Below are 26,539 nucleotides of genomic sequence, written 5' to 3' on the forward strand. Positions count from 1 at the left end.
CGACGGAAAACCCGTCGTGGCGGCGTTTGACTGAAAAGAGAGATCCGCATGGTATCCGCAGCAGAGCAAATGGCCGCCAACACCAGCTGGGCGGCGCTTGGCAAAGCAACCGACCTGCGCAATCGCATCTTCTTCACCCTCGCCCTTCTGATCGTCTACCGCCTTGGCACCTACATTCCCGTTCCGGGGATCGACGGCGCCGCGCTGCAAGAGTTTGTCGAGCAGGCGGGGCAGGGCGTTGCGGGCATGGTGTCGATGTTCACCGGCGGTGCGCTGGGACGCATGGGGATCTTTGCGCTGGGCATCATGCCCTACATCTCGGCCTCGATCATGGTGCAGCTTCTGACGGCGATGGTGCCGGCGCTGGAGCAGCTCAAGAAAGAGGGTGAGCAGGGTCGCAAGAAGATCAACCAGTACACCCGTTACGGCACCGTGGCGCTGGCCGTGATCCAGTCTTATGGCCTTGCGGTCAGCCTGGAAGCCGGGGATCTCGTGACCGATCCGGGCTGGTTCTTCCGCGCTGCCTGCATGATCACGCTGGTTGGCGGTACCATGTTCCTGATGTGGCTGGGTGAACAGATCACCGCGCGCGGCATCGGCAACGGTATCTCGCTGATCATCTTCGTCGGCATCATCGCCGAGGTTCCCGCCGCGCTGGCGCAGTTCTTCAGCCAGGGGCAATCGGGCGCGATCAGCCCGGCCGTGATCGTGGGCGTGATCCTGATGGTGGTGGGCGTCATCACCTTCGTGGTCTTCATGGAACGCGCGCTGCGCAAGATCACGATCCAGTATCCGCGCCGCCAGGTCGGCATGAAGATGACCGAGGCGCAGCAGTCGCACCTGCCGGTCAAGGTGAACCCGGCGGGCGTCATCCCGGCGATCTTCGCCAGCTCGCTGCTGTTGCTGCCGGTGACGATCTCGACCTTCTCTGGCGGGTCGGACACCGGGCCGATCATGTCGACGATCCTTGCCTATTTTGGCCCCGGACAGCCGCTCTATCTGCTGTTCTTCGGCGCCATGATCGTCTTCTTCGCCTATTTCTACACCTTCAACGTTTCATTCAAACCCGATGACGTTGCGGACAACCTCAAGAACCAGAACGGTTTCGTTCCGGGCATTCGCCCGGGAAAGAAAACCGCGGAATACCTGGAATACGTCGTGAACCGCGTGCTGGTCCTGGGCTCCATCTACCTGACGGCTGTTTGCCTTCTGCCCGAGATCCTGCGCACCCAATACGCCATCCCGTTCTACTTTGGCGGTACTTCGGTTCTGATCGTGGTCAGCGTGACCATGGACACCATTCAACAGGTCCAGAGCCATCTCTTGGCACATCAGTACGAAGGTCTTATTCAAAAGTCGCAACTGCGCGGCAAGGGTAAGGGCCGCAAGAAACGGGGGGCACCAGCGCGTCGATGAACATCATTCTTTTGGGACCGCCGGGGGCGGGCAAGGGCACACAGGCACGCATTCTCGAAGAGAACCGTGGCATGGTCCAGCTTTCGACCGGTGACATGCTGCGCGAGGCCAAGGACAGCGGCACCGAGATGGGCAAGATCGTCGCTGACGTGATGGCCCGCGGTGACCTTGTCACCGACGAGATCGTGATCGGCCTGATCCGCGAAAAGCTGGAAACGGTCTCGGCCAACGGGTTCATCTTTGACGGCTTTCCGCGGACGCTGGCGCAGGCGGACGCACTGGGCAAACTGCTGGCCGATGAAGGTCAGACGCTGGACAAGGTGATCGAACTGCGCGTCGACGACGATGTCCTGGTGCAGCGCATCACGGCGCGGTCGACCTGCGGCAGCTGTGGTGAGGTCTACAACGATCTCACCAAGCCGATCCCCGAGGACGGCAAATGCGTGAAATGCGGCGGGACAGAGTTCAAGCGCCGCGCCGACGACAACGAGGACAGCCTGCGTACGCGCCTGATGGCCTATTACAAGCAGACCTCGCCGCTGATCGGCTATTACTACGCGCTGGACAAGCACAACAGCGTCGACGGGCTTGGAGAGATCGCCGATATCCAGTCTGCGATTGCCGGATTGCTCGACGCATGAGGAGCGGACGGACGGTGGCGGCCCTGCTGATCAGCGGGCTGCCAGCCGTCGCCCCGGCCTTTGCCGAAGAGATCCTCGACAACCCGGGCTATTGCGATCTGCCCTACGAGGATCGCGAAATGGCCGGGATCGTGACGCTGACGCCCACCGGCATCGAAAGCCACGGCGCGCGCTGTTCTTGGTCCGACGTGCGTTTCGTTCCGGGTGAGTCCCTGTCGGTCAGTGCGACCTGTGACGACGGCGCAAGCCAGTGGCGGACCCACCTCTGGATCAGTGAGACAAAGGGCGGTTTCGTGCGGGTCGTGCCCGACGGAATCTTCCCCCTGCCAGAGATCTATTTCCCCTGTTCGCAATGGTCGCGAAAATAGCCTTGACAGGGGGTTGACCTTCTGGGCCCTGCCCAATAGTTAGCCCCATCCCGCAAGGGAGCCATTGCCCGAATCGTGGATCCAGGATTCGGGACGATCACCTGAGTTATGACAGACGCCCGGCAGCCGCATGGCCCGGGCTTCCGTTGTGAAAAAAGGGCCTGGAGCTACGGGCTCGCAACGAAAGGAACAGAGACTTGGCACGTATTGCCGGCGTCAACATCCCGACCCACAAGCGCGTCCCGATCGCGCTGACCTACATCCACGGTATCGGTCCGTCGACCGCCAAGGAAATCTGCGCAGCCACCAACATCGATGCGGCGCGCCGCGTCAATGAGCTGAGCGACGCAGAAGTCCTGGCCGTCCGTGAATTCATCGACGCCAACCTGACCGTCGAAGGCGACCTGCGCCGCGAAGTTCAGATGAACGTCAAGCGCCTGATGGACCTCGGCTGCTACCGCGGCCTGCGCCATCGCCGCAACCTCCCCGTCCGCGGTCAGCGGACCCACACCAACGCACGCACGCGCAAGGGCCCCGCAAAGCCCATCGCTGGCAAGAAGAAGTAAGGGGAGAACGGAACCATGGCACGCGATACTCGCCGCGGTGGCGGCAAGAAGAAGGTCTCGAAGAACATTGCAGCCGGTGTGGCGCATGTGAACTCGTCCTTCAACAACACCAAGATTCTGATCTCGGACGTGCAAGGCAACGCGATCTCCTGGTCGTCGGCCGGCACCATGGGCTTCAAGGGTTCGCGCAAGTCGACCCCCTACGCCGCTCAGCTTGCCGCGGAAGACGCCGGCAAGAAGGCGCAGGAACATGGCGTCAAGACGCTGGAAGTCGAAGTGCAGGGCCCCGGTTCGGGTCGCGAATCCGCGCTGCGCGCACTGGCTGCCGTCGGCTTCAACATCACGTCGATCCGCGACGTGACGCCGATCGCCCACAACGGTTGCCGCCCGCCGAAGCGCCGCCGCGTCTGATCCATCGGACAGTTTTTCGCGGGGCCGGGCCTTTTTGCCCGGCCTCGCGCCGTCGTTTTGAAACCTCGGGCGTCGGTGCCTTCGGACATGGGGCGCTGGCAGGTATGGAGGGAACTGCATGATCCACAAGAACTGGGCTGAACTGATCAAGCCGACGCAGCTTGAGATCAAGCCGGGCGCCGATCCGTCGCGCATGGCCACCGTCGTGGCCGAACCGCTGGAGCGCGGATTTGGTCTTACGCTGGGCAACGCCCTGCGCCGTGTACTGCTGTCGTCGCTTCAGGGCGCCGCAATCACCAGCGTGCAGATCGATAACGTGCTGCACGAATTCTCCAGCGTGGCCGGTGTGCGTGAAGACGTCACCGACATCATCCTGAACCTCAAGGGTGTGTCGCTGCGCATGGAAGTCGAAGGCCCCAAGCGCCTGTCCGTGACCGGCAAGGGCCCGGGCGTCGTGACCGCCGGCGATATCGCCGAAAGCGCGGGCATCGAGATCCTGAATCGCGAGCACGTGATCTGCCACGTCGATGAAGGCGCCGAGGTGTACATGGAGTTTACCGTGAACACCGGCAAGGGCTACGTCAGCGCGGACAAGAACAAGCCCGAGGACGCACCCATCGGCCTGATCCCGATCGACGCGATCTATTCGCCGGTCAAGAAGGTCGCCTATGACGTGCAGCCCACCCGTGAGGGCCAGGTGCTGGACTATGACAAGCTGACGATGAAGATCGAAACCGACGGCTCGATCACTCCCGAGGACGCGGTGGCCTTTGCCGCGCGCATCCTGCAGGACCAGCTGTCGATCTTCGTCAACTTCGAGGAGCCGGAGTCGGCGGGTCGCCAGGACGAGGACGACGGGCTGGAATTCAACCCGCTGCTTCTCAAGAAGGTCGACGAGCTGGAACTGTCGGTGCGGTCGGCGAACTGCCTGAAGAACGACAACATCGTCTACATCGGCGACCTGATCCAGAAGACCGAAGCCGAGATGCTGCGCACCCCGAACTTTGGCCGCAAGTCCTTGAACGAAATCAAGGAAGTGCTGTCGGGCATGGGTCTGCACCTGGGCATGGACGTCGAGGACTGGCCGCCGGACAACATCGAGGACCTGGCCAAGAAGCTGGAAGACTCGTTCTGAACCAATCGTAGGATGGGTGGCAGCACCCATCCTGCCGGGCATCCGCCCCAAGGAGAGCCGGTGACACGCATCGCCGGCCGGACAAAGCAAAACCGCCCGTAGAGGGCAAAAATCGGAGTAAAAACAATGCGTCACGCAAAAGGTTACCGCCGCCTGAACCGCACCCACGAGCACCGCAAGGCGCTGTGGGCGAACATGGCCGGCTCGCTCATCGAGCATGAGCAGATCAAGACCACCCTGCCCAAGGCCAAGGAACTCAAGCGCGTCATGGACAAGCTGATCACCCTGGGCAAGCGTGGTGACCTGCACGCCCGTCGCCAGGCCCGCGCGCAGCTGAAGGAAGACAAGGACGTCGCCAAGCTGTTCGAAATCCTCGGCCCGCGCTACGCCGAGCGCAACGGCGGCTATACCCGTGTTCTGAAAGCAGGTTTCCGTTACGGTGACATGGCCCCGATGGCCATCATCGAGCTGGTTGACCGCGACGTGGACGCCAAGGGCGCAGCCGACAAGGCGCGCGTGGCAATGGCCGAGGCCGACGAAGAGTAATCCTCTCTTCGACCCGAGAATAGCGAAGGCCCTGTCGGTGACGGCGGGGCCTTTTTCATGCCGGAAGGGCGCCCGGGAGTTTTGTACAAAACGTACGAAACGTACGTCGATTCCAGCATTTTGTACAAACGGGCAAGATCCGGTTTACCGCAGTTAACCGATTTCGATTTCTCAAATCCATGAGGACCGAGCGACCGGGGGATCACTTTGCCGCGGGCGGGGTCCGCATGTCACGGGCCAAGGCCTGCAACTCGTTTCCGAAGCCATCGGTCAGCTTGTCGGCGGCGGCACGCCGGACCTCTTCCGGTTTGTTCTGACCCAGCTTGAAGGTGCTCTGGACCTCTTTGATCTCCAGCCGGAACGGCAGGATCATCCGCAGAAAACGGGCCTTTGTCTCGGCGGTCATCTTGTCCATCGTCCAGGGTTGCTTGTCGCCAATGCGCGCTTCGAAGGCGGCGCTCTGTGCCGCCAAGAGCGGCTCCAGTTCCGAGACCGGGCGCGGGTGCAGGGTCCCGATCAGGTGGACGGCGGTGTAGTTCCAGGTCGGCACCTGGTCCTCGATCCCGTACCAGTCGGGCGAGACATATCCATCCGGGCCGCTCACGGCCAGCGTGACGGGCCGTGGTGCCGCACAGGCCCGCGCGATGGGGTTGGACCGCACCAGGTGCAGGTCGGCCTCTGTGCCGCTCTCAGACAGCAGGAAGGGCACATGCGACAGCAGCGGCGCGGCCTCGGTCGAGAGCGTGAGCACCCCGAAGGACCGGGCGCGCACCAGCGCCAACGCGGTGGCGCGGTCGGACTGCCGGAAGGTCGGATTGGGGTGCATGGGTCAGGCCGTCAGTTGCTGGCCATCTACGCCGGTGATCCGCGCCTGAACGATCTGGCCGACGGGCTGCGGGGCGGCAAAACGCACCTCGGTGAACTGTTCGGTGCGGCCCATGTCCGGCGCCTCCATCAGAACCGCGTGGTCGCGCCCGGTCTGGGCCGCGAGGTGCGTCTGCACCTGTGCCTCTCCGGCGGCGCGCAGGCGTGCGGCGCGCCTTTTGATGACACTGCCGTTGATCTGCTGCGGAATGCGTGCGGCGGGGGTGCCGGGGCGGGCCGAGTAGGGGAAGACGTGCAGCCAGGTCAGGTCGCAGTCGGAGACCAGCCTGAGCGAGTTCTCGAAATGAGCCTCGGTCTCGGTCGGGAAACCGGCGATGATGTCGGCGCCAAAGGTCATCTCGGGGCGGAGGCGGCGCGCCTCTTCGCAGAAACGGATGGCATCGTCGCGCAGGTGGCGGCGTTTCATCCGCTTGAGGATCAGATCGTCGCCGTGTTGCAGGGACAGGTGCAGGTGCGGCATCAGCCTTGGCTCGGAGGCGATCGCCAGCATCAGGTTGTCATCCGCCTCGATCGAATCGATCGAGGAGATACGCAGGCGCGGCACATCGGTCAGCCGCAGGATGCGCATGACCAGATCGCCCAGGCGCGGTTCCCCGGGCAGGTCGGCCCCCCAGGAGGTCAGGTCGACCCCGGTCAGCACCACCTCGTTATAACCCTGATCCACGAGGCGCTTGATCTGATCCACCACGACACCGGCGGGGACAGAGCGCGAGTTCCCCCGGCCATAGGGGATGATGCAGAAGGTACAGCGGTGATCGCAGCCGTTCTGCACCTGGATATAGGCGCGGCTACGCGTGCCGAAACCGTCGATCAGGTGGCCGGCGGTTTCGGTCACCGACATGATGTCGTTGACCTGCACCTTTTCCGTCTCGCCGATGAAATCCCCGGCGAGGCCCTTCCATGTATCGGGGGCCATCTTCTCGGTGTTGCCGATGACGGCATCGACCTCTTCCATGGCGGCAAAGCTGTCGGGGTCGATCTGGGCGGCGCAGCCGGTGACGATGACGCGGGCGTCCGGGTTCTCGCGGCGCAGGCGCCGGATTTCCTGACGCGCCTTGCGCACGGCCTCCTGGGTGACGGCGCAGGTGTTGACCACCACGGCGTCATCGACGCCGGCCGCCTCGGCGAGATCCTTCATCGCCTCGGTCTCGTAGGCGTTCAGGCGGCAGCCGAGGGTGGTGAACTTGGGGGCACTCATGGGTTCGCGTCCAGCCATTGGGCGGTGAACTGCCCGTCAAAGACATGGGCGGTGCCGCCGGTCATCCAGACGCCGTCGTCGCGCCAGTCGACCTGAAGCGTGCCGCCGTCGAGATCGATTCGCACGCTGCGCCCGGTCAGGCCGCGCCGCGCGGCGGCCACGGCCGTGGCGCAGGAGGACGAACCGGAGGCCAGGGTCACGCCCACGCCGCGTTCCCAGACCCGCATCCGCAGGTGGTTTTCGCCCAGCAGGCTGGCCACCTGCACGTTGGTGCGCTGCGGGTACAGCGGGTGGTGTTCGTAGCGTGGGCCGAAGGTGTCCAGCGCGACGGCCTCGGCGTCCTCGACGAAGAAGGTGCAATGCGGGTTGCCCATGCCGGTGGCGGTCGGTCCGCCCTCGATCGGCAGCTCCAGCGTGTCCATTTCCTCGGCCAGCGGGATCTCGGCCCAGTCCAGCTGCGGCGCTCCCATGTTGACAGAGGTCAGCCCGTTGCCTGCATCCACGGCCTCGAGCGTGCCGCGATCGGTGGTGAGGTTCAGGCGGGTCTCTCCGGTCTGGTCCATCAGGTGACGGGCGATGCAGCGGGTGGCATTGCCGCAGGCCGCCGAGGTAGAGCCGTCGGAGTTGTAGAAGGTCAGGTGCGGCTGGTTGCCGTTCTGCGTGATGACGGCCAGCTGGTCGAATCCCACGCCCCTGTGGCGGTCGGCGATGGCCGCGATTCGCGCAGCGGTCAGCGTCGCCTCACGCTGCCGCGAGTCGATCACCACGAAGTCATTGCCAAGCCCGTGCATTTTCATGAAGGGCAGTGCGCGCGCGTCCTGTGTCATGGCGCGCGATATACGCCTGTCGCAGGGCGGTTTCCAGTGTCGCGGCGAGCGATGAGAAAAAGCCTGCAAGATTCCTGATTTTTTGGCTTGACCCCGACCGGGCATATTCATAGTTAGGCCGCCACAGTGGGCCGTTAGCTCAGTTGGTAGAGCAACTGACTTTTAATCAGTGGGTCGTAGGTTCGAATCCTACACGGCTCACCACTGAATCAAGGGCTTGGCCAGAGATGGCCAAGCCCTTGTTCGTTTTGGGGGCCTGCTGTCCGCCTTCTTCCCGACCTTGATCGCCGGGTTCTGCCGGGTTGCACATATCCGCGGCGGAGGGCGTCCATTTCCCATGCGATCGGGCAGGCGCCGCGCGGTCCTTGATGCCGATCAAGGGGCCAGATTGCCGGACGTGGGATGACGGGGCAGGGATCAGGCCCTGGGACAGGAGCGTCGGACGGAATGGCGGATCAGGAAGAGGTCGTGGCCTTTCTGCAGCGCCCCGCGCTTTACGCCGGGGCCGTGGAGGTGGACGTGGTTAGGACGCATGGGGCCTATGTCTTTCTCGGCGGCGACACGGCGCTCAAGATCAAGCGGGCGGTGCGCTACGACTACCTCGATTACTCGACGTCGGAACTGCGCGCGGCGGCTTTGCGGCGAGAGCTGGAACTGAACGCGCCCGCGGCGCCGATGATCTATCGCGACATGGTGGCGGTGACGCGAGGGGCGGACGGTGCGCTGGCGCTGGATGGCGAGGGCGAGGTGGTGGAATGGGCGCTGCGGATGTGGCGGTTTCCGGACGCGGACCAGCTGGACAAGGTGGCAGGGCGCGGTGCGCTGGACCGGCCGCTGGCCGAGACCCTGGGCGCCTGCATCGCGCAGTATCACGCAGAGGCCCCGGCAAGGGCCGCGCCGGATGGTGCGCGGCGGATCGGGGACATCCTGGATGAGCTGGGGCGCGAATTCGCGGGCATGGCTGACGCGTTGCCAGCCGAGCGGACCGCGCGCTTTCTGGACCGGGCAAGGGCGAGGCTGGTGCGGCAGGGGGCGGTGTTGGACAGCCGGGCCGAGGCGGGCCACGTCCGACGCTGCCACGGCGACCTGCACCTGCGCAACATCGTCCTGATCGAGGGCCGGCCAGTGCCCTTCGACGCGCTGGAATTCAGCGAGGACCTGGGCACCTGCGACGTGCTGTACGATCTGGCCTTCCTGCTGATGGACCTGCGCCACCGGGGGCTTGCATGGGCCGCGAACGCGGTGCTGAACCGCTATCTTTTCGCGGCGGAGACCAATGATCACTATCGCGGGCTGGCCGCGCTGCCGTTGTTCCAGGCGGTGCGCGCGGGCATCAGCGCGATGGTGGCGGTCCAGACCGCGCGGGCCCGGGGTGACGGTGCGCCCCTGCTGCAGGAGGCTCGGCGCTACCTTGACGATGCCATCGCCGTGCTGGAGCCGGTGGCGCCGAGGCTGGTGGCCTTGGGTGGGCTGTCCGGCACGGGCAAGACCACGGTGACGCGCGGGCTGGCACCGGACCTGGGGGCGGCTCCGGGCGCGGTCCACCTGCGCAGCGACATGATCCGCAAGGCGCTGAGCGGGGTCGATCCCCTGACGCCGCTGGATGCACGCGGCTATAGGCCGGAGGTCAGCGCGGCGGTCTATGACCGGATAAGGGCGCTGGCGCGCGAGGTTCTGCAGGCGGGACAGACGGTGATCGCGGATGCGGTCTTTCTGAACCCGGACGAACGCGCGGCGATGGCGCGCATCGCCGGTGACCTGGGCGTGGGCTTTACCGGGCTTTGGCTGGAGGCGGAGGCCGGCAGGCTGGTTGCCCGCGTGTCGGACCGCCGGGGCGATGCCTCGGACGCGGATGCCGGGGTTGTCCGCGCACAGATGGACAGGGACGCAGGCCGTATCGACTGGACGCGGGTGGATGCCTCGGCCGGGGCGGAAACGGTGCTGGCAGCTTGCCGGAGTGTGCTCGGGGATCGGGGTGCATGAACCGGCCCGGCGGCATCCGGATCCAGCACGAAAGCCCGGGCGGGCGCCTGCGGCTGCGGGTGGACGGCCTGCGCCACGCCAGGGGTGAGCATCACGGCGCCGGCCGTGACCTGTGCCCCAGCATGACGTTCATGGCAAACCCTCCGGTTCGGTGCCTTGACGATGCGACGATGCCCTCATGTCTGCAAGACGTAGCTGCCCGGCGCGGCCATCAGCGGCGGCAACCCGGCCTCTGCCCGACCCATCGGCGGCGGGGCGCCCCTGTCGCCGCCGCTTTTTGTCCGCAGCCAGTCGAACCAGACCGGCCACCACGAACCGTCCTCGGGGTCATGGCGGGTCAGCCAGGTGTCCGGATCCATGTACTTGCGGCCGGGCGGACGGTGGCCGCGACGGAAATGTCGATGGGGCTGCCCCGGCACGCTGAGCACACCGCCGTTGTGCCCGCCCGAGGTCAGGACAAAGGTCAGGTCGCCATCGGTGAACAGCGCCGTCTTGTAGACCGAACGCCATGGCGCGATGTGGTCCTTTTCCGTGCCCAGCACGAAGAAGGGGGCGGAAACATCCTTGAGCGCGATCACCCGTCCCTCGACCGAAAAGCGTCCGGCGGTCAGGCGGTTTTCAAGGAACAGCCCGCGCAGGTATTCCGAGTGCATCCGGTAGGGCATCCGCGTGGCGTCCATGTTCCAGGCCGCCAGATCGAACATGGCGTCCTCTTCCCCCAGCAGGTAGCGGCGCAACAGGCGGCTCCAGACCAGGTCGCGGGCGCGCAGGATCTGGAAGGCGCCGGCCATCTGCGGCGCATCCAGATAGCCCTTGTCCCACATCATGTCCTCGAGGAAGGCGATCTGGCTTTCGTCGACGAAGAGCATCAGTTCGCCCGCCTCGGAGAAATCGGTCTGCCCGGCCAGCAGCGTGATCGAGGCCAGCCGGTCATCGCCGTCGCGCGCCATGGCCGCCGCCGCGATGGCCAGGATGGTGCCGCCCAGGCAATAGCCGCAGGCGTGCACGCGGGGCGCCCGGGTGATGATCTGCACCGCCTCCAGCGCCTCCATCACGCCACGGCGGCGGTAATCTTCCAGTGACAGGTCGCTTTGCGCGGCGGTGGGGTTGCACCAGGAGATGGCGAAAACGGTAAACCCCTGCGCCACCAGCCGTGCGATGAGCGATTTCGGCGGGCTGAGGTCGAGGATGTAGTATTTCATGATCCATGCCGGGACGATCAGCAGCGGCTTGGCGTGGACGGTTTCCGTCTGCGGGGCGTACTGGATCAGTTCGAACAGGTCGTTGCGATAAACCACCTGTCCGGGCGTGATGGCGAGGTCCTTGCCCACGTCGAAGCCCTCGGGGCGCGGGGCGGGCTGTTGCGCGATCATCCGGGCGCTGTCTTCGGCCAGGTGCCTTGCGCCCTCGACGAAATTGCGGCCGCCGGTCTTCAGCGCGGCCTCGACCACCTCGGGGTTGGTCAGGGGAAAGTTCGAGGGCGAGACCATGTCGAGCCCCTGCCGGACCATGAAATTCACCCTGTCGGCGCTGATCTTGCGCATGCCGCGAATTTCGGCGGTGGCCTCCGTCCACCAGGCCTCTTGCGCCAGGAAGGCGGTCTTCATCGCGCGGAAAGGGGGCAGGGCCCAGCCCGGGTGATCGAAGCGATGATCGCCGGGCGCGGGCTGCGGTCCCTCTGCTCGTCCGGCAAGGGCCAGCGCGGTTTCGCCCGCGATGCGGGAGGCTTGCTGGGTCAGCGCGGTCATCCGTCCGGGGGCCGCGGCCAGGTGGGACAGCCAGTCCATCCAGGCCGAGGCGGCGGAATGCGGCGAAAGGCCCCCGGTGGCCCGGGCGCGGGTGGCGCGCAATGCGCGGTCCAGCGTGTTGCTGTCGGTGTCGGTCATGGCTGGGTCCTGCGGTCGCTTGCCGGAAAGGTGAGTCGCGGGCACCCTAGGCGACGCGCTGCAAATTCCGGATGACGTGGATCAAGGTTTCGGCACGGCGCCGTGCGCGGTGGATTGACGTGCGTCAAGTCATGCGGATCCACCATGCCCTAGGCTGTGCGGGAACGGGACGCGCGCGATCCTGAAACCCTGAACACGACGGATGAGGTGCGGCATGGCAGCGGACACTGGCGGGGCGGTCCTTGGCCTGACCTCCACGCAGGCGGCAGAACGGCTGGCCGTGGTCGGGCCGAACCAACTGGCCGAAGGGAAACGCGTCTCGCGCTGGATGATCCTGGCGCGGCAGTTCACCAGCCCGCTGATCTTGATGCTGATCGTCGCCGCCGGGATCGCCGCCGTGCTGGGCGAGCGGGTGGACGCGGTGGCCATCGTGCTGGTCGTGCTGCTGAACGGGGTGCTGGGCTTCGTGCAGGAATGGCGCACGGAAACGGCGCTGGCGGCGCTGCGGAACATGCTGGCGACAGAGGCGCGGGTGGTGCGCGATGGTGTGCAGGTGATGATCGACACGCGCCAGATCGTGCCGGGCGACCTGGTGATCCTGGACAGCGGCGACAAGGTGCCCGCCGACCTGCTGCTGACCTCTGGCATGCGGCTGAAGGTGGACGAAAGCATCCTGACCGGGGAATCCGTGCCCGTGGACAAGCACATGGGCGGCGAGGACGTGCCTCTGTTCATGGGGTCGAACGTGGTCGCGGGCCGTGCAGAGGGCGTGGTGCGGGCCACGGGATCGCATACGGAATTCGGAAACATCGCCGCGTTGACCGCCTCGATCGACCTGGGCGAGACGCACCTGCAAGAGCAACTGGGCCGGTTGGCGCGCTTGCTGGGGGGCATGGCGCTGGGGCTGGCGGGGCTGGTGCTGGTCGCCGGTCTGTTGGCGGGGCGCGATCTGCACGAGATGTTCCTGACCGCGATTGCCCTGGCCGTGGCCATGGTGCCCGAGGGGCTGCCGGCGGTGGTCACGATCACGCTGGCGCTGGGCGCTTCGGCGATGCTGCGGCGGCAGTCGCTGGTGCGGCGGTTGCAGGCGGTCGAGACATTGGGCGCCGCGACGGTGATCTGCACCGACAAGACCGGCACGCTGACGGAAAACGCCATGACGGTGACGCGGATCTGGACGCCCGGGCGCAGCTACGAGGTCACGGGCACGGGCTATGACCCGGCGGGCCATATCGCGGCGGATGGTGCCCGTGTGCGCGCGGCGGACGATCCCCGGCTGGCGGAACTGATCGACGTGGGGCTGTCCTGCAACCATGCCGAGTTGAGTCACCGCGATGGAGATTGGCACATGGTCGGCGACCCGACCGAGGGCGCGCTGGTCACGCTGGGCTACAAGGGCTGGGCCGACCTGCCGACCCCGGCAGACCGGCTGGCCGAGATCCCCTTTGACGCCGAGCGCAAGCGCATGAGCGTAGTGATGCGGCGCGGTGCGGGACTGGTGCAGATGGTCAAGGGCGCGCCGGAATCCGTTCTGGATGTCTGCACGCAGGTGCAGGCGGCCGGGGGCGATCCCGAACCTCTGACCGCCGAACGCCGGGCCGGGATCGAGGCGGTCGCGGCAGAGATGGCCTCGAACGGGCGGCGCCTGCTGGGGTTGGCGATGCGCCCTGTCGCGGACCCGCTGGCCGGCGAAGAAGGGCTGATCTTCCTCGGGCTGGTGGGCATGATCGACCCGCCGCGCGCCGAGGTGAAACAGGCGGTGAGCCTGTGTCGCCGCGCGGGCATCCGCGTTGTCATGATTACCGGGGACGCGGCCCCGACAGGGGCCGCCATCGCGCGCGAGATCGGGTTGCGGGTGGACCGCATGTTGACCGGCGCGGATCTTGACCGGCTGTCCGAGGCGGACCTGCACGCGTTGCTGAAGGGCGATGTGCATTTCGCCCGCACCGCGCCGGTGCACAAGATGCGGCTGGTCGGGGCCTTGCAACAAAGCGGCAACCTGGTCGCGATGACCGGCGACGGGGTCAACGACGCGCCCGCCCTGCGACAGGCGGATATCGGCATCGCCATGGGCCAACGGGGCACGGACGTGGCCAAGGATGCCAGCGACCTCGTGCTGCTGGACGACAATTTCGCCACCATCGTCGGCGCGGTCGAAGAAGGGCGTCGCCAGTTCTCCAATATCCAGCGTTTCGTGCGCTACCTGCTGTCCTCGAACGCGGGCGAGGTGATTGCCATCGTGGTCAACCTGTTCCTGGGAGGGCCGTTGATCTTTTTGGCGACGCAGATCCTGTGGATGAACCTTGTGACCGATGGTGTGACGGCGGTGGCGCTGGGCATGGAAAAACCGGCGCCCGACCAGATGGACCAGCCGCCGGTCCCCGCGGATCACCCGATCCTCGATCTGCCGGGGCTGGCGATCATCGCCTGTTTCGGGCTGTACACCGGGGGTGTCAGCCTCTGGCTGTTCTATGGCCACCTTGGGCAGGGAGAGGACCTGGCCCGGACGATGGCATTCGCGGGGATCGTGATCTTTGAAAAGGCCAGCGTCTTTGCCTTCCGGTCGTTCCGCCTGCCGATGTCGGGGATCGGCTATCTTTCGAATCGCCCCCTGTTGCTGGCCTTTTCGGTGACGATGGCGATGCAGGTCGCGGCGATCTACTGGCCACCGCTGCAACACCTGCTGCACACCGTGCCGCTGACCTGGGAGCAGCTGGGCCTGCTGGGGGCTTTGGCGCTGCCGCTGCTGGTGGTGCCGGAACTGGTGAAATTTGCCCGCCGGTCGCGGGCGCGGGACCTGCCGGCGGAAGCGCGTTGACCTGAATCAACGAAGCCGGGCGCGCATCCTCTACCCTTCGGACAATCCGAGGGGAGGAGGGCCCGATGGCTGACACGGACGCGGAGGACACACGCACCCTGATCTGGTTCGAGCAACTGGGGCGCGGGGACGTGGCGCTGGTGGGAGGCAAGAACGCCTCGCTGGGCGAGATGGTGCAATCGCTGGATGCCAGCCGCATCCGCGTGCCACCCGGCTTTGCCACCACCTCGGCCAGCTATCGCGCCTTCATCGCGGCCAACGGGTTCGGGGATGTGCTGCGGGACGAACTGGCGGCGTTGGGCGCGGGGCGCAAGACCTTGGCACAGGCAGGCCGGGCGATCCGAGAGACCCTGGCCACCGGGGCCTTTCCGCCGCAGGTCGAGGCCGACATCCTAAAGGCCTACCGCGAGCTTGGCCGCCGCACGGGGCGGGAAAATCCCTCTGTCGCCGTGCGGTCCTCGGCCACGGCCGAGGACCTGCCGGACGCCAGTTTCGCGGGCCAGCAAGAGACCTTTCTGAACGTCGAGGGCGAGCGCGCGCTACTGATGGCCTGTCGCCGCTGCTATGCCTCTTTGTTCACCGACCGGGCGATCACCTACCGAGAGATCAACGGCTTCGACCACCTGGAGGTGGCACTGTCCATCGGCGTGCAGTTAATGGTGCGGTCGGACATCGCCGGGTCGGGGGTGATGTTTTCCATCGACACCGAAAGCGGGTTCGACAAGACGGTGCTGATCAACGCCGCCTGGGGGCTGGGCGAGAACGTCGTGCAAGGCGCGGTCAGCCCGGACGAATACCAGGTCTACAAGCCTTTCCTCGACCGGCCGGACCTTGTGCCGATCACGCACAAGGCGCTGGGGGCGAAGGAGATCAAGATGATTTACGGCACGGGCGAGGGCGCGGCGACGCGCAACGTGCCGACCTCGAAGGCAGAGCGCGAGAGTTTCGTGCTGTCGGATGGCGAGATCCTGGAACTGGCCCGGGCGGCGGCCGAGATCGAGGCGCATTATGGCTGTCCGATGGACATGGAATGGGCCCGCGACGGGATCGACGGACAGTTGTATATCGTGCAGGCGCGGCCCGAGACGGTGCAATCGCGGCGCGGTGCGGGCGCGATGAAGACCTACACGCTGGGCACGCATGGCGAGAAGCTGTTGACCGGGCTCAGCGTCGGTGGGGCGGTGGCCAGCGGCGAGGTCATCATCATCGAGAGCGCGGCGGACATCGACCGGTTCGTGGACGGCGCGGTGCTGGTGACCTCGACCACGGACCCGGACTGGGTGCCGGTGATGAAACGCGCCGCTGCCATCGTCACCGATCATGGCGGGCGTACCTCTCATGCGGCCATCGTCAGCCGGGAACTGGGGGTTCCGGCGGTCGTCGGCACCGGGAACGCGACCCACGTCCTGCACGACCAGCAGCAGGTGACGGTCTCCTGCGCCGAGGGCGAGGAGGGGGCGATCTATGCCGGACGGGCCGAGGTGACGGTGACGGAACTGGACCTGGCCCATGTCCCCGAGACCCGCACGCAGGTGATGCTGAACCTTGCCAACCCCGCGACCGCGGCGCGTTGGTGGCGGCTTCCGGCGGATGGTGTCGGACTGGCGCGGATGGAGTTCGTCGTTTCGAACGAGGTCCGGGTGCATCCGCTGGCGCTGACCCGGTACGAGCAGGTGGTGTCCGAGGACGAGCGGGCGGCGATCGACGCGCTGACGCGGGGCTACGAGGACCGCACCGCCTATTTCGTCGAGACCCTGGCGCGGGGGCTGGCGCGGATCGCGGCTGTCTGGCATCCGCGCCCGGTCATCGTGCGGATGAGCGATTTCAAGACCAACGAATATGCCGACCTGCTGGGCGGGCGGGCCTTTGAGCCGGAGGAGGAAAACCCGATGATCGGCTTCCGGGGCGCCTCGCGCTATTACTCGGACGGCTATCGCGACGGGTTCGAGCTGGAATGCCGGGCGATCCGGCACCTGCGCGAGGGAATGGGGTTCGGCAACGTTGTGGTCATGATCCCGTTCTGCCGGACGGTGGATGAGGCCGACCGGGTGCTGGAGGTCATGGCGGCGCAGGGGCTGGAGCGCGGCAAGGCCGGGCTGGAGGTCTATGTCATGTGCGAAGTCCCCTCGAACGTGATCGAGGCCGAACGCTTTGCCGAGCGGTTCGACGGGTTTTCCATCGGATCGAACGACCTGACGCAGCTGACGCTGGGGATCGACCGGGATTCCGAGGCGCTGGCCGAGCTGTTCTCCGAACGCGACCCGGCGGTCTTGTGGATGATCGAGACGGTCATTGCCAAGGCGCGCGCGGCGGGGCGCAAGATCGGGCTGTGCGGGCAGGCGCCTTCGAACGATCCGGGGTTCGCGCGGTTGCTGGTGCAGGCGGGAATCGACTCGATCTCGGTGACGCCGGACAGTTTTTTGGCGGTGAAGCGGAACGTGGCAGAGGCGGAGGCGGGCTGAGGGGCCGGTAAACGGCGCTTGCCGCGGCTGCGCCGCGACGTCGCCCCGCCCACCGTCCCGCAGATCGCGCCTTGCGGCGCGGTTTGCCTAACCGGGGGAGCCGGGTGTCAGGGAGAGAGGGGAACCTCCGTGCCCTGCTTGATACGGCGCAGGACGAACATCGTGGCGGTGCCGGCGACGTTTTCATGTTCCAGCACGCGGCGCATCAGGATCGATTCCAGGTCGGCGATGTCGCGTACCACGAGGTGCAGCAGGTAATCCCATTCGCCGGAGATCGAGTAGACCTCGGTGATGGCCGCTTCTGCCTCCATCGCGCGCTGAAACTCGGCGCGGGCGGCGGAGTCCTGCGATTTCATGCGCACCTGCACGAAGGCATCCATGCCACGGCCCACGGCGACGGGATCGACGTGGCGCACCGGCGGGCCGATCACGCCGCGATCCTCGAGCGCGCGCAGGCGGCGCCAGCAGGTGGCGGGTGAGCTGTTCACCGCCTGTGCGAGTTCCTGCATGCTGCCCGAGGCGTCCTTTTGCAGGACGGCAAGGATGCGGCGGTCGAGATCCGAGAGTTGAGGCATATGGTTCGTTTGTTGGCCTTTCGATGAACGTTTCATTGCAAGTTGTGACCCAAACTTGAGAGATTGGAAGGCATTTTTCAGCAAAAGAGGTGAAAATCCTCCGATCCGCGACAGGGAGGATGTCATGACGGACCAGACGCCGATTCTGACCGATTACGCATTGGAAGACCGCTATACCCGCACCGAGGGCCGCGTGTTCCTGACCGGGACACAGGCGATCCTGCGGATCGCGCTGGACCAGGCGCGGCGGGACCGGGCGCGGGGGCTGGATACACGCGGCTATATCTCGGGGTATCGCGGCTCGCCCGTGGGCGGGGTCGACCTGGAGGTTTCGGGTCATGCAAAGCTGGTCGAGGAGGCGGGGATCACCTTTCTGCCCGCGATCAACGAGGAACTGGGCGCGACCCAGATGATCGGCACGCAACAGGTGGAAACCGACCCGGACCGGACCTGCGAGGGGGTCTTTGGCCTGTGGTACGGCAAGGGTCCGGGCGTGGACCGGGCGGCGGATGCGCTGAAACACGGCAATGCCTATGGGTCGTCGCCGCACGGGGGCGTTCTGGTGGTGGCCGGGGACGATCATGGCTGCGTGTCCTCGTCCATGCCGCACCAGTCGGACGTGGCCTTCATGAATTTCTTCATGCCGACGCTGAACCCGGCCAACGTGGCCGAGTTCCTGCCCTTTGGCGAATGGGGCTACGCGCTGTCGCGGTTTTCCGGCATGTGGGTCGGGTTCAAGGCGATTTCCGAGACGGTGGAATCGGGCATGTCGGTGGAGTTGCCCGCCGACCGGGCCTTTGTCGCGCCGGATTTCACGCCACCCGAAACCGGGCTGCATTACCGGTGGCCCGACCTGCCGGGGATGCAGATCGAAGAGCGGATGGAGGCCAAGAAGGCCGCCGTGCTGGCCTTTGCCCGCGCCAATCCCATCGACCGGGCGGAATGGGGGCACCCGGCGCGGTTCGGCATCGTGACCACCGGCAAGGCGCATCTGGACACGCTGGAGGCGCTGCGCCTCCTGGGTATCGACGAGGGCGCGGCGCGCGAGTTGGGCATCGACCTGTACAAGGTGGGCATGGTCTGGCCGTTGGAGGACCGCGGCGCGCTGGGCTTTGCCCATGAAAAGCAGGAGCTGCTGGTCATCGAGGAAAAGCGCGGCATCATCGAGAGCCAGCTGAAAGAGTATTTCTACGATTTCCCCGGGCAAAAGCCCGAACGCATGGTCGGCAAGCGCGATGAGCACGGCGAGCGGCTGATCCCCTGGACGCATGAACTGGGCGCCGTGATGCTGGCGCGGATCATCGCGAAACGACTGGACCTGAATCTTGGCACATCACTCACGGAACGTGCCGAGGCGCTGGTGCCGCCCCCGAACCTGATCGAGGTGTCGGGGGCGGCCCGCACGCCCTATTTCTGCTCTGGCTGCCCGCATAATACGTCCACGAAGGTGCCCGAGGGCAGTCAGGCTCTGGCCGGGATCGGATGTCATTTCATGGCCAGCTGGATGGACCGCAACACGACCTCGCTGATCCAGATGGGGGGCGAGGGCGTCAACTGGGTCGCGCGGTCGAAGTTCAACGGCAATGCCCATGTCTTTCAGAACCTGGGCGAGGGGACCTATTACCACTCGGGGTCGCTGGCGGTGCGGCAGGCGATTGCGGCCGGGACGAACATCACCTTCAAGATCCTGTTCAACGACGCGGTGGCCATGACCGGCGGGCAGGTGGTGGATGGGCCGATTTCCGTGCAGGCGATTGCGCAGACGGTTCTGGCCGAGGGAGCGAAACGGGTGGTCGTCGTGTCCGATCATCCCGAGCAGTTCCGCAAGGGCGATTTCCCGGCTGGGGTCGAGATCGAGCACCGGCGCGAGATGGATCGGGTGCAGCGCGAGTTGCGCGAGATCCCCGGGACGACGGTGCTGATCTACCAGCAGACCTGCGCGACCGAGAAACGCCGCCTGCGGAAACGCGGCAAGATGGAGGACCCCAAGCGGTTCGCCGTCATCAACCCGCTGGTCTGCGAGGGCTGCGGCGATTGCGGGGTGGAATCGAACTGTCTCAGCGTCGAGCCGCTGGAAACGGAGTTCGGCCGCAAGCGGCAGATCAACCTGAACTCCTGCAACAAGGATTTCACCTGCCTGAACGGGTTCTGCCCCAGTTTCGTGACCGTCGAGGGCGCGACCTTGAAAAAGGGGCGAGGCGTGTCCGAGGCGCAATTGGACGAGATGGTGGCAGGGTTGCCGGCGCCCGTTCTGCCGTCGCTGGATGCGCCCTGGGATATCCTGGTGACTGGCGTCGGCGGCACGGGCGTCGTGACCGTGGGCCAGCTGATCGCGATGGCGGCGAACCTCGAGGGGCGGGGCGCCAGCGTGCTGGACTTCATGGGCTTTGCGCAGAAATTCGGGCCGGTGCTCAGCTATCTGCGGATGTCGGCGCGCCCCGAAGAGGTCAACCAGGCGCGGATCGAGCCCTCCTCGGCGGATGCGCTGATCGGCTGTGACCTGGTGGTGAGTTCCTCGCCCAAGGCTTCGATGACCTACCGGGCGGGGCATACGAAGGCGGTGGTGAACACGGCCTTGATGCCGACCGGGGATTTCACCCGCAACCGCGACGCGGACCTGAAGGCCGGAGACCGGCTGGCGCGGATTTCCGGGGCGGTGGATGGCAAGGCGTTGCAATCGCTGGATGCCAACGCGCTGTCCGAGGCTCTGCTGGGCGATACGGTCTTTGCCAATGTCCTGATGCTGGGCGCGGCCTGGCAGGCGGGTCTGGTGCCCCTGTCTGAGGCGGCGCTGATGCGGGCGATCGAGCTGAACGGGGTCAAGCCGGAGCTGAACAAGCAGGCCTTTGCCTGGGGGCGGGTCGCAGTGACCGATCCCGAGGGGGTCGAGCGGATCGCCGGGATCGAGGCGCGTCCCGTGCAGACGCTGGAGCAGATCATCGACCGCCGGGCGGATTTCCTGGCCGATTACCAAAGCGCGCGCTGGGCGCGGCGCTATCGCGACGATCTGCAAAAGGTAATCGAGGCCGAAACCCGTGTCGCGGGCGCGCCGGGCGCCCTGTCTGAGGCAGCGGCGAGGGGTCTGTTCAAGCTGATGTCCTACAAGGACGAATACGAGGTCGCGCGGCTGCACGCAAAGACCGGGTTCATTGATGGTCTCAAGGACCGTTTCGAGGGCGAATTCACGGTGCGCCACCACCTTGCGCCGCCGATCCTGTCCTCTGGCAAGGATGCGCGCGGGCGGCCGCTGAAACGCAGCTTTGGCCCCTGGGTGCAGGTGGCCTTTCGCCAGTTGGCGCGGATGAAGCGGCTGCGCGGTACGCCGTTCGATCCCTTTGGCCGCACCGAAGAACGGCGGATGGAGCGGGCGCTGATCGAAGAGTACCGGGAGCTGTTGGGACGGCTGGTCGACGGGCTGACGGCGGACAACCGTGACGAGGCGGCGCGGATCGCAGCGATGGTCATGGAAATCCGCGGCTTTGGCCCGGTCAAGGAAGAGGCCGCCGACAAGACCCGCAAGGCGATCGCCGAGGCAGTTAAGCAGTATGCTGCCTAAAATCCTTTAACCGACCGCGCGTTTGGGTTATCCCCCTTGCAGGACGCCCGCGGCAGGGGCGAGGAGAGGAGCCTTGACCATGACAACCGACAGCCCCGTTACCGTCACCCGCGAAGGCGACCTGGCCTGGGTGACCATCGACAATCCGCCCGTCAATGCCACCAGCACGGCGGTACGCGCGGGGATGGCAGAGGCGGTCCGGCAGGTGCAGGGCGCGCGCGTCGCGATCCTGACCGGCGCCGGGCGGACCTTTGTCGCCGGCGGGGACATGTCGGAATTCGACGCCCCCCCGGTCGAGCCGCACCTACCCGACATGGTGCAGATGATCGAGGACAGCGAGACGCCATTCGTCGCGGTCATGCATGGCACGGTGCTGGGCGGCGGGTTCGAGATCGCGATGGCTTGTGCCTGGCGGCTTGCGCAAGCGGGCACACGGTTCGGCCTGCCCGAGGTCAACGTGGGGCTTGTGCCTGGCGCGGGTGGTTCGCAACGCGCGCCGCGTCTGATCGGGATGGAAGCCTCTATCGACATGGCGGCCTCGGGGCAGATGCTGGATGCAGCGACGCTCAAGGCGCTGGGTGGGCTGGACCTGGTGTTCGAGGGGGACATGCGGGCGGCGGCGCGCGACTTCGTGGCGGACCTGCCGGAGCGGCCCTCGAAAGTGTCGGAGCGGGTGGCAGAGCCGCTGGCGGCCGACGCGCTGGAGGTCAAGCGCGAGGCGGTAATGAAACGCGCACGCGGGCAGATGTCGCCGCTGTTGAACATCGACGCGCTGCAATGGGCCTATCTGCCCTTCTCCGAAGGCCAGCCCAAGGAACGCGCCCTGCACCTGGAGCTGCGCCAGAGCCCCGAGAGCCGCGCCCTGCGCCATGCCTTTTTTGCCGAACGCGCGGTGGCGCGCCCCAAGGCGGCAGAGGGCGCCAAGCCGCGCGAGCTGCAGCGCATTGCCGTGGTCGGCGGCGGATTGATGGGCGCGGGCATCGCCACGGCAAGCCTTGGCGGCGGGCTGGAGGTCGTGCTGATCGAGCGTGACGCCGAGGCGGCGGCCGGCGCCGAGGCGCGTGTTGCCGGGCTGATCGACGGGGCCGTAAAACGCGGCAAGCTGAGCGAGGCAAAGGCGGCTGATCAGAAGGCCCGGTTCACCGCGACGGCGGACTACGCCGATGCGGCGGGTGTCGACCTGGCGGTCGAGGCGGTATTCGAGGATCTGGAGGTCAAGCGCGCGGTATTCCGGCAACTGGCCGAGGTGGTCTCGCCGGAGGCGATCCTGGGCACCAACACCTCATACATCGACCCGCGCGAGATCTTTGACGGCATCTCGAACCCGGCACGCTGTATCGGGCTGCACTTCTTTTCGCCCGCGCATGTGATGAAACTGCTGGAGATCGTGGCCCTGCCTGAAACCTCTGCCGAAGTGCTGGCGACGGGCTTTGCCTTTGGCAAGCGGCTGCGCAAGGTTTCGGTGCTGGCGGGGATCTGCGACGGGTTCATCGGCAACCGGATGCTGGCGGAATACCGGCGCGCAGCGGAATACATGCTGGCCGATGGCGCCCTGCCGCAAGAGGTGGATGCCGCCGCGCGAGAGATCGGCTTTCCGATGGGGCCCTTCGAACTGCAGGATCTGACGGGCCTGCAGATCGCCTGGGCCAACCGCAAGCGGCAGGCTGCGACGCGCGATCCGGCGCAGCGCTATGTCGCCATATCCGACCAGCTGTGCGAGATGGACCGGCTGGGTCAGCGCAGCGGAAAGGGCTGGTACGACTACGTCGCGGGTGACCGTAAACCGCGCCCCTCGGCCGAGGTCGAACAGGTGATCCTGGACTATGCAAGGGCGCAGGGGATCACCCGCCGCAGTTTTGCCCGCGAAGAGATCGTGGCGCGAATTCTGGCGGTTCTGGCCAACGAAGGTGCGCGAATCGTCGAAGAGGGCATCGCCGAAAGCGATGCCGCCGTCGATATGGTGCAGATCCATGGCTACGCCTTTCCGCGCTGGCGCGGGGGGCCGATGCGGGCGGCGGAAGAGCGCGGCTGGAACGAGGTCGGCGACACCATGCGGCGGCTGGCCGAGGAAAGCCCGGGCAGCTGGGTGATGAGCCAGCGGGTCACGGGCGCCTGACGCCAGTCTGACAAAAACACTTTATTTCAATGGATTGCCCGGCGGCTTCGGCCGCCGGTTCGGCATCCTGTTGCCCGAGTGCGCCGGAGCCGAGCCCGCACGACAGCACGGCCCGAGGCAAGATTTTCTCGCCTCGGTGCTTGCATCAAAGGCTGATTCCTGTAATTGACCAAAACAGTAAGGAATTACATGCAAAGGGAGAGATGCATGACTCTCAAGACTGGACTTGGCGCCGCCGCCCTGATCGCCGTGACCGGACTGGTTCCGGGCCTGGCCAGCGCGCAGGGTGAGGTGAACCTCTATTCGTCGCGCCACTACGACACCGACGAGCGCCTGTATTCGGACTTCGAGGATGCAACCGGCATCACGATCAACCGCATCGAGGGCAATGCCGACGAGCTGATCGCGCGGATGCAGGCCGAGGGGCGCAACTCGCCCGCCGACATCCTGCTGACCGTCGACACCTCGCGGCTGGAACGCGCCAAGGACGCCGGCGTCCTGCAGCCGATCGAGAGCGCCGTGCTGGAGGCGCGCGTGCCGGGTTACCTGCAAGATGCGGAAAACGAATGGTTCGGCTTTTCGCAGCGTTCGCGCATCATCTTCTACGACAAGAACGACGTGACCGAGCCGCCGGCCACCTACCAGGACCTGGCCGACCCCAAGTACAAGGGCCAGGTCTGCATCCGTTCGGGCACCAACGCCTACATGCAGACGCTGCTGGCCGCGCTGGTCGAGCACATGGGCGAAGAGGCCGCGCGTGACTGGGCTGCCGGTGTCGTGGCGAATTTCGCGCGTGATCCGCAGGGTGGCGACACCGACCAGCTGCGCGGCATCGTCTCGGGTGAATGCGACGTGGTCCTGTCGAACACCTACTATTTTGCACGTTCGATCCGGACCGAGGTCGACGGCCTCAGCGACAGCCGCGACATGATCGGCTGGGTCTTCCCGAACCAGGATGGCACCGGCGCGCACATGAACCTGTCGGGTGGCGGCGTGGCCGCACATGCGCCCAACAAGGAAAACGCGATCAAGTTCCTCGAGTACCTGGCCAGCGATCAAGCGCAGAAGTACTTCTCGGCGGGCAACGACGAATACCCGGCCGTGCCGGGCGTGGGCCTGAGCCCCTCCGTGGCCGAGCTGGGCTTCTTCAAGCCCGATGACGTGGATCTCTCGGCCGTGGCCAAGCAGATCCCCACCGCCCAGAAACTCTTTAACGAGGTCGGCTGGAAGTAATTCCGGCCAGTGTTCCAAGTGGAAAAGGCGGGGGCGACCCCGCCTTTTTTGTTGGTCCGCTCAGCTGTCGCCCGAGGGCGGTGAAGATCTGGCCGATCTGGCTGGACAGGACCAAGGAGGCACCCGCCGTCATGGCGCGTGTGCCTAGGGGCGAACGCGGTATTGCGGATCGCTTGCTGGAGGTCCTGCAACAGGCGGTGATGCCCGAGGCTCAGTCCTCTTTGCGCATCCGGTGGATCAGCAGGATCACCGGCAACAGGCCCAGCACGGCGATCACGAGGCTGGGCACGGCGGCACCTTCCAGCCGTTCGTCCGCGGCCAGCCGATGCGCCTGTACCGCCAGCGTGTCATAGTTGAACGGGCGCATGATCAGCGTCGCGGGCAGTTCCTTCATCACGTCGACAAAGACGATCAGCCCGGCGGTCAGCAGGCTGGGCCGCAGCAGCGGCATGTGGATGCGGCGCACCGTGCCGACGGCGTTCTGGCCCAGCACGCGGGCGGCGGCATCCATGTTGGGGCTGACGGTGGATATCCCACCCTCATAGGCGCCGATGGCAGCGGCCAGGAAACGGATCATGTAGGCGCCCACCAGAACCCAGATCGAACCGGTGAACAGAAGCCCGGTGGAGATATCGAAGGTGTCCCGCATCCAGCTGTCCAGCGCGTTGTCGAAGGCGGCGAAAGGCACCAGAAGGCCAACGGCGATCACCCCGCCGGGCACGGCATAGCCCAGCCGCCCGACGTATAGCGCCGTTCCGGTCAGCCGGCCGGGCAGGATGCGGCTGATGCTGCCCAGGATCACGGCGGCCCCGACGGTGACGATCGCGGCCACGGTGGCCAGGGTCAGCGAATTCTCGATGAAACGGATGTAGCGGCGGCTGAGGATGTCCTGTTCCGACCCGGCAGCCATGGTCAACAGCGCCAGTGCCGGGATCAAGGCACCCAGCAGCACCGGCAGGCTGCAAGCCACCAGCGCGGCGGCGTTTAACCCGCCTTTGAGAGGCGTACGGGGCACGGGCTCTCGGCGTCGGCCCGAGTGATAGCGCGCCTGTCCCCGGCTCTTGCGTTCCAGCACTGCCAGCAGCAGGGCAAAGCCCAGCAGCCCCAGCGCCAGCTGTGCCGCGCCGGCCCGGTCGGCCAGGGAAAACCAGCTGGTGTAGATCCCGGTGGCAAAGGTCTGGACCCCGAAATAGGACACGGTGCCGTAATCCGCGATGGTTTCCATCGCGGCCAGCAGGACGCCCGCTGCGATGGCGGGGCGCGCCATCGGCAAGGTCACCGAAAAGAAGGCCCCCAGCGGTGTCCGGCCCAGCGAACGGGCGGCAAAGACCGTGGTTGCGCTCTGGCTGATGAAGGCGGCACGGGCCAGAAGGTAGACATAGGGATAGAGCACCAGCATCAGCATGGCCGCCGCGCCGCCGGTCGACCGGATTTCCGGGAACCAGTAGTCGCGCGGGCCCCAGCCGGTGATGTCGCGCAGGGTGGCCTGCACGATGCCGGGATGGTCCAGCAGATGCGTGTAGGCATAGGCGATGACATAGGCCGGAAAGGCGAGCGGCAGCACCAGCGCCACCTCGAGGATGCGGCGCCCCGTGAACTCGGTCATGACCACCAGCCAGGCCGCACCGGTGCCGATCAGCAACGTCCCGACGGACACCAGCGTCAGCAGGATCAGCGTGGTGGCGGTGTAGCGGCCCAGCACCGTTTCGGCGAGATGGGACAGCGTATCGCTTTCGGCAGAAAGGGCGGCCAGCAGGACACCAAGATGGGGCAGGGCGCAGAACGCCGCAATCAGGAGGGCGACGGCATAAAGAAGCCGCTCGGTCACTGTGCGGTGCCGTTTCTGCATGGCTGCCTCCTCTGGGCGCGGATTTTTCACCCGGCCGAGCGTTTTGATCGGGATTGGCGAGGATCGGA

19 protein-coding genes and 1 tRNA gene are annotated in these 26,539 nt (G+C 66.1%); 14 read left to right on the forward strand and 6 right to left on the reverse strand.

The genetic code is table 11. The annotated features are described in order from the left end of the window. Nucleotides 1–48: 48 nt before the first annotated feature. From secY to rplQ, 7 genes are all read left to right on the forward strand, one after another. Nucleotides 49–1,416: a preprotein translocase subunit SecY gene (gene secY, locus RBB42_RS11530; RefSeq protein ID WP_088714214.1), complete on the forward strand. Its 1,368-nt coding sequence runs from the start codon at nt 49–51 to the stop codon at nt 1,414–1,416. Continuing rightward, nucleotides 1,413–2,057: an adenylate kinase gene (locus tag RBB42_RS11535; protein WP_305967606.1), complete on the forward strand. Its 645-nt coding sequence runs from the start codon at nt 1,413–1,415 to the stop codon at nt 2,055–2,057. Before secY ends, RBB42_RS11535 begins: the two co-directional genes overlap by 4 nt. After that, nucleotides 2,054–2,425: a hypothetical protein gene (locus RBB42_RS11540; protein ID WP_305967607.1), complete on the forward strand. Its 372-nt coding sequence runs from the start codon at nt 2,054–2,056 to the stop codon at nt 2,423–2,425. The genes RBB42_RS11535 and RBB42_RS11540 overlap by 4 nt, the downstream gene beginning before the upstream one ends. Before the next feature lie 197 nt (nt 2,426–2,622). Further along, the gene (gene rpsM, locus RBB42_RS11545) at nt 2,623–2,991 is read left to right on the forward strand and encodes a 30S ribosomal protein S13 (RefSeq protein WP_305967608.1); all 369 of its coding nucleotides are present in this window, start codon (nt 2,623–2,625) and stop codon (nt 2,989–2,991) included. Nucleotides 2,992–3,006: 15 nt separating this feature from the next. After that, complete coding sequence (gene rpsK / locus RBB42_RS11550) at nt 3,007–3,402, forward strand: 30S ribosomal protein S11 (protein WP_043137338.1); 396 nt, start codon at nt 3,007–3,009, stop codon at nt 3,400–3,402. Nucleotides 3,403–3,520: 118 nt separating this feature from the next. Then, nucleotides 3,521–4,537 (forward strand): DNA-directed RNA polymerase subunit alpha, encoded by a 1,017-nt coding sequence (locus tag RBB42_RS11555; RefSeq protein WP_305967609.1) that lies wholly within the window; start codon nt 3,521–3,523, stop codon nt 4,535–4,537. A 126-nt stretch (nt 4,538–4,663) separates the two neighbouring features. Next, nucleotides 4,664–5,083, forward strand: a complete 420-nt coding sequence (gene rplQ / locus RBB42_RS11560; RefSeq protein ID WP_069210859.1) for a 50S ribosomal protein L17 — start codon at nt 4,664–4,666, stop codon at nt 5,081–5,083. 202 nt (nt 5,084–5,285) lie between these two features. Here the strand turns inward: rplQ and RBB42_RS11565 are convergent, their stop codons facing one another. Genes RBB42_RS11565 through dapF form a run of 3 tightly spaced genes read right to left on the reverse strand, consistent with a single transcriptional unit; the run spans nt 5,286 to nt 7,993 of the window. Next, complete coding sequence (locus RBB42_RS11565; RefSeq protein WP_305967610.1) at nt 5,286–5,909, reverse strand: FMN-binding negative transcriptional regulator; 624 nt, start codon at nt 5,907–5,909, stop codon at nt 5,286–5,288. Between the two features lie 3 nt (nt 5,910–5,912). Further along, a complete protein-coding gene (gene mtaB, locus RBB42_RS11570) occupies nt 5,913–7,166 on the reverse strand; it encodes a tRNA (N(6)-L-threonylcarbamoyladenosine(37)-C(2))-methylthiotransferase MtaB (RefSeq protein WP_305967611.1) in 1,254 nt (417 codons plus the stop codon). Beyond that, nucleotides 7,163–7,993, reverse strand: a complete 831-nt coding sequence (gene dapF, locus RBB42_RS11575) for a diaminopimelate epimerase (RefSeq protein ID WP_305967612.1) — start codon at nt 7,991–7,993, stop codon at nt 7,163–7,165. Before dapF ends, mtaB begins: the two co-directional genes overlap by 4 nt. A gap of 128 nt (nt 7,994–8,121) precedes the next feature. Between dapF and RBB42_RS11580 the strand changes: the two genes are divergently transcribed. After that, nucleotides 8,122–8,197 (forward strand) — tRNA-Lys (locus RBB42_RS11580). A 243-nt stretch (nt 8,198–8,440) separates the two neighbouring features. Beyond that, the gene (locus tag RBB42_RS11585; RefSeq protein ID WP_305967613.1) at nt 8,441–9,976 is read left to right on the forward strand and encodes a bifunctional aminoglycoside phosphotransferase/ATP-binding protein; all 1,536 of its coding nucleotides are present in this window, start codon (nt 8,441–8,443) and stop codon (nt 9,974–9,976) included. 176 nt (nt 9,977–10,152) lie between these two features. On the opposite strand, the gene RBB42_RS11590 is transcribed toward RBB42_RS11585, so the two are convergent. Next, nucleotides 10,153–11,862, reverse strand: a complete 1,710-nt coding sequence (locus tag RBB42_RS11590) for a PHA/PHB synthase family protein (RefSeq protein ID WP_305967614.1) — start codon at nt 11,860–11,862, stop codon at nt 10,153–10,155. A 214-nt stretch (nt 11,863–12,076) separates the two neighbouring features. On the opposite strand from RBB42_RS11590, the gene RBB42_RS11595 reads away from it, so the two are divergent. Further along, on the forward strand, nt 12,077–14,680 hold the full coding sequence (locus tag RBB42_RS11595; RefSeq protein ID WP_306043687.1) for a cation-translocating P-type ATPase: 2,604 nt from the start codon (nt 12,077–12,079) through the stop codon (nt 14,678–14,680). A gap of 65 nt (nt 14,681–14,745) precedes the next feature. Continuing rightward, the gene (ppsA, locus tag RBB42_RS11600) at nt 14,746–17,142 is read left to right on the forward strand and encodes a phosphoenolpyruvate synthase (protein ID WP_305967616.1); all 2,397 of its coding nucleotides are present in this window, start codon (nt 14,746–14,748) and stop codon (nt 17,140–17,142) included. 107 nt (nt 17,143–17,249) lie between these two features. Here the strand turns inward: ppsA and RBB42_RS11605 are convergent, their stop codons facing one another. After that, nucleotides 17,250–17,717: an Lrp/AsnC family transcriptional regulator gene (locus tag RBB42_RS11605; protein ID WP_305967617.1), complete on the reverse strand. Its 468-nt coding sequence runs from the start codon at nt 17,715–17,717 to the stop codon at nt 17,250–17,252. 124 nt (nt 17,718–17,841) lie between these two features. On the opposite strand from RBB42_RS11605, the gene RBB42_RS11610 reads away from it, so the two are divergent. The 3 genes from RBB42_RS11610 (at nt 17,842) to RBB42_RS11620 (ending at nt 24,622) form a co-directional block, all read left to right on the forward strand. Further along, a complete protein-coding gene (locus RBB42_RS11610; protein ID WP_305967618.1) occupies nt 17,842–21,273 on the forward strand; it encodes an indolepyruvate ferredoxin oxidoreductase family protein in 3,432 nt (1,143 codons plus the stop codon). Nucleotides 21,274–21,352: 79 nt separating this feature from the next. Continuing rightward, a complete protein-coding gene (locus tag RBB42_RS11615) occupies nt 21,353–23,389 on the forward strand; it encodes an FAD-dependent oxidoreductase (protein WP_305967619.1) in 2,037 nt (678 codons plus the stop codon). Between the two features lie 207 nt (nt 23,390–23,596). Continuing rightward, nucleotides 23,597–24,622 carry a Fe(3+) ABC transporter substrate-binding protein gene (locus RBB42_RS11620; protein ID WP_305967620.1) on the forward strand — a complete coding sequence of 342 codons (1,026 nt, stop codon included), beginning with the start codon at nt 23,597–23,599 and terminating at the stop codon, nt 24,620–24,622. A gap of 211 nt (nt 24,623–24,833) precedes the next feature. On the opposite strand, the gene RBB42_RS11625 is transcribed toward RBB42_RS11620, so the two are convergent. Continuing rightward, nucleotides 24,834–26,471 (reverse strand): ABC transporter permease, encoded by a 1,638-nt coding sequence (locus tag RBB42_RS11625; RefSeq protein WP_305967621.1) that lies wholly within the window; start codon nt 26,469–26,471, stop codon nt 24,834–24,836. Between the last annotated feature and the right edge of the window lie 68 nt (nt 26,472–26,539).

The sequence above is a fragment of the Mameliella sp. MMSF_3455 genome, assembly GCF_030733205.1.
Classification (GTDB): Bacteria; Pseudomonadota; Alphaproteobacteria; order Rhodobacterales; family Rhodobacteraceae; genus Antarctobacter.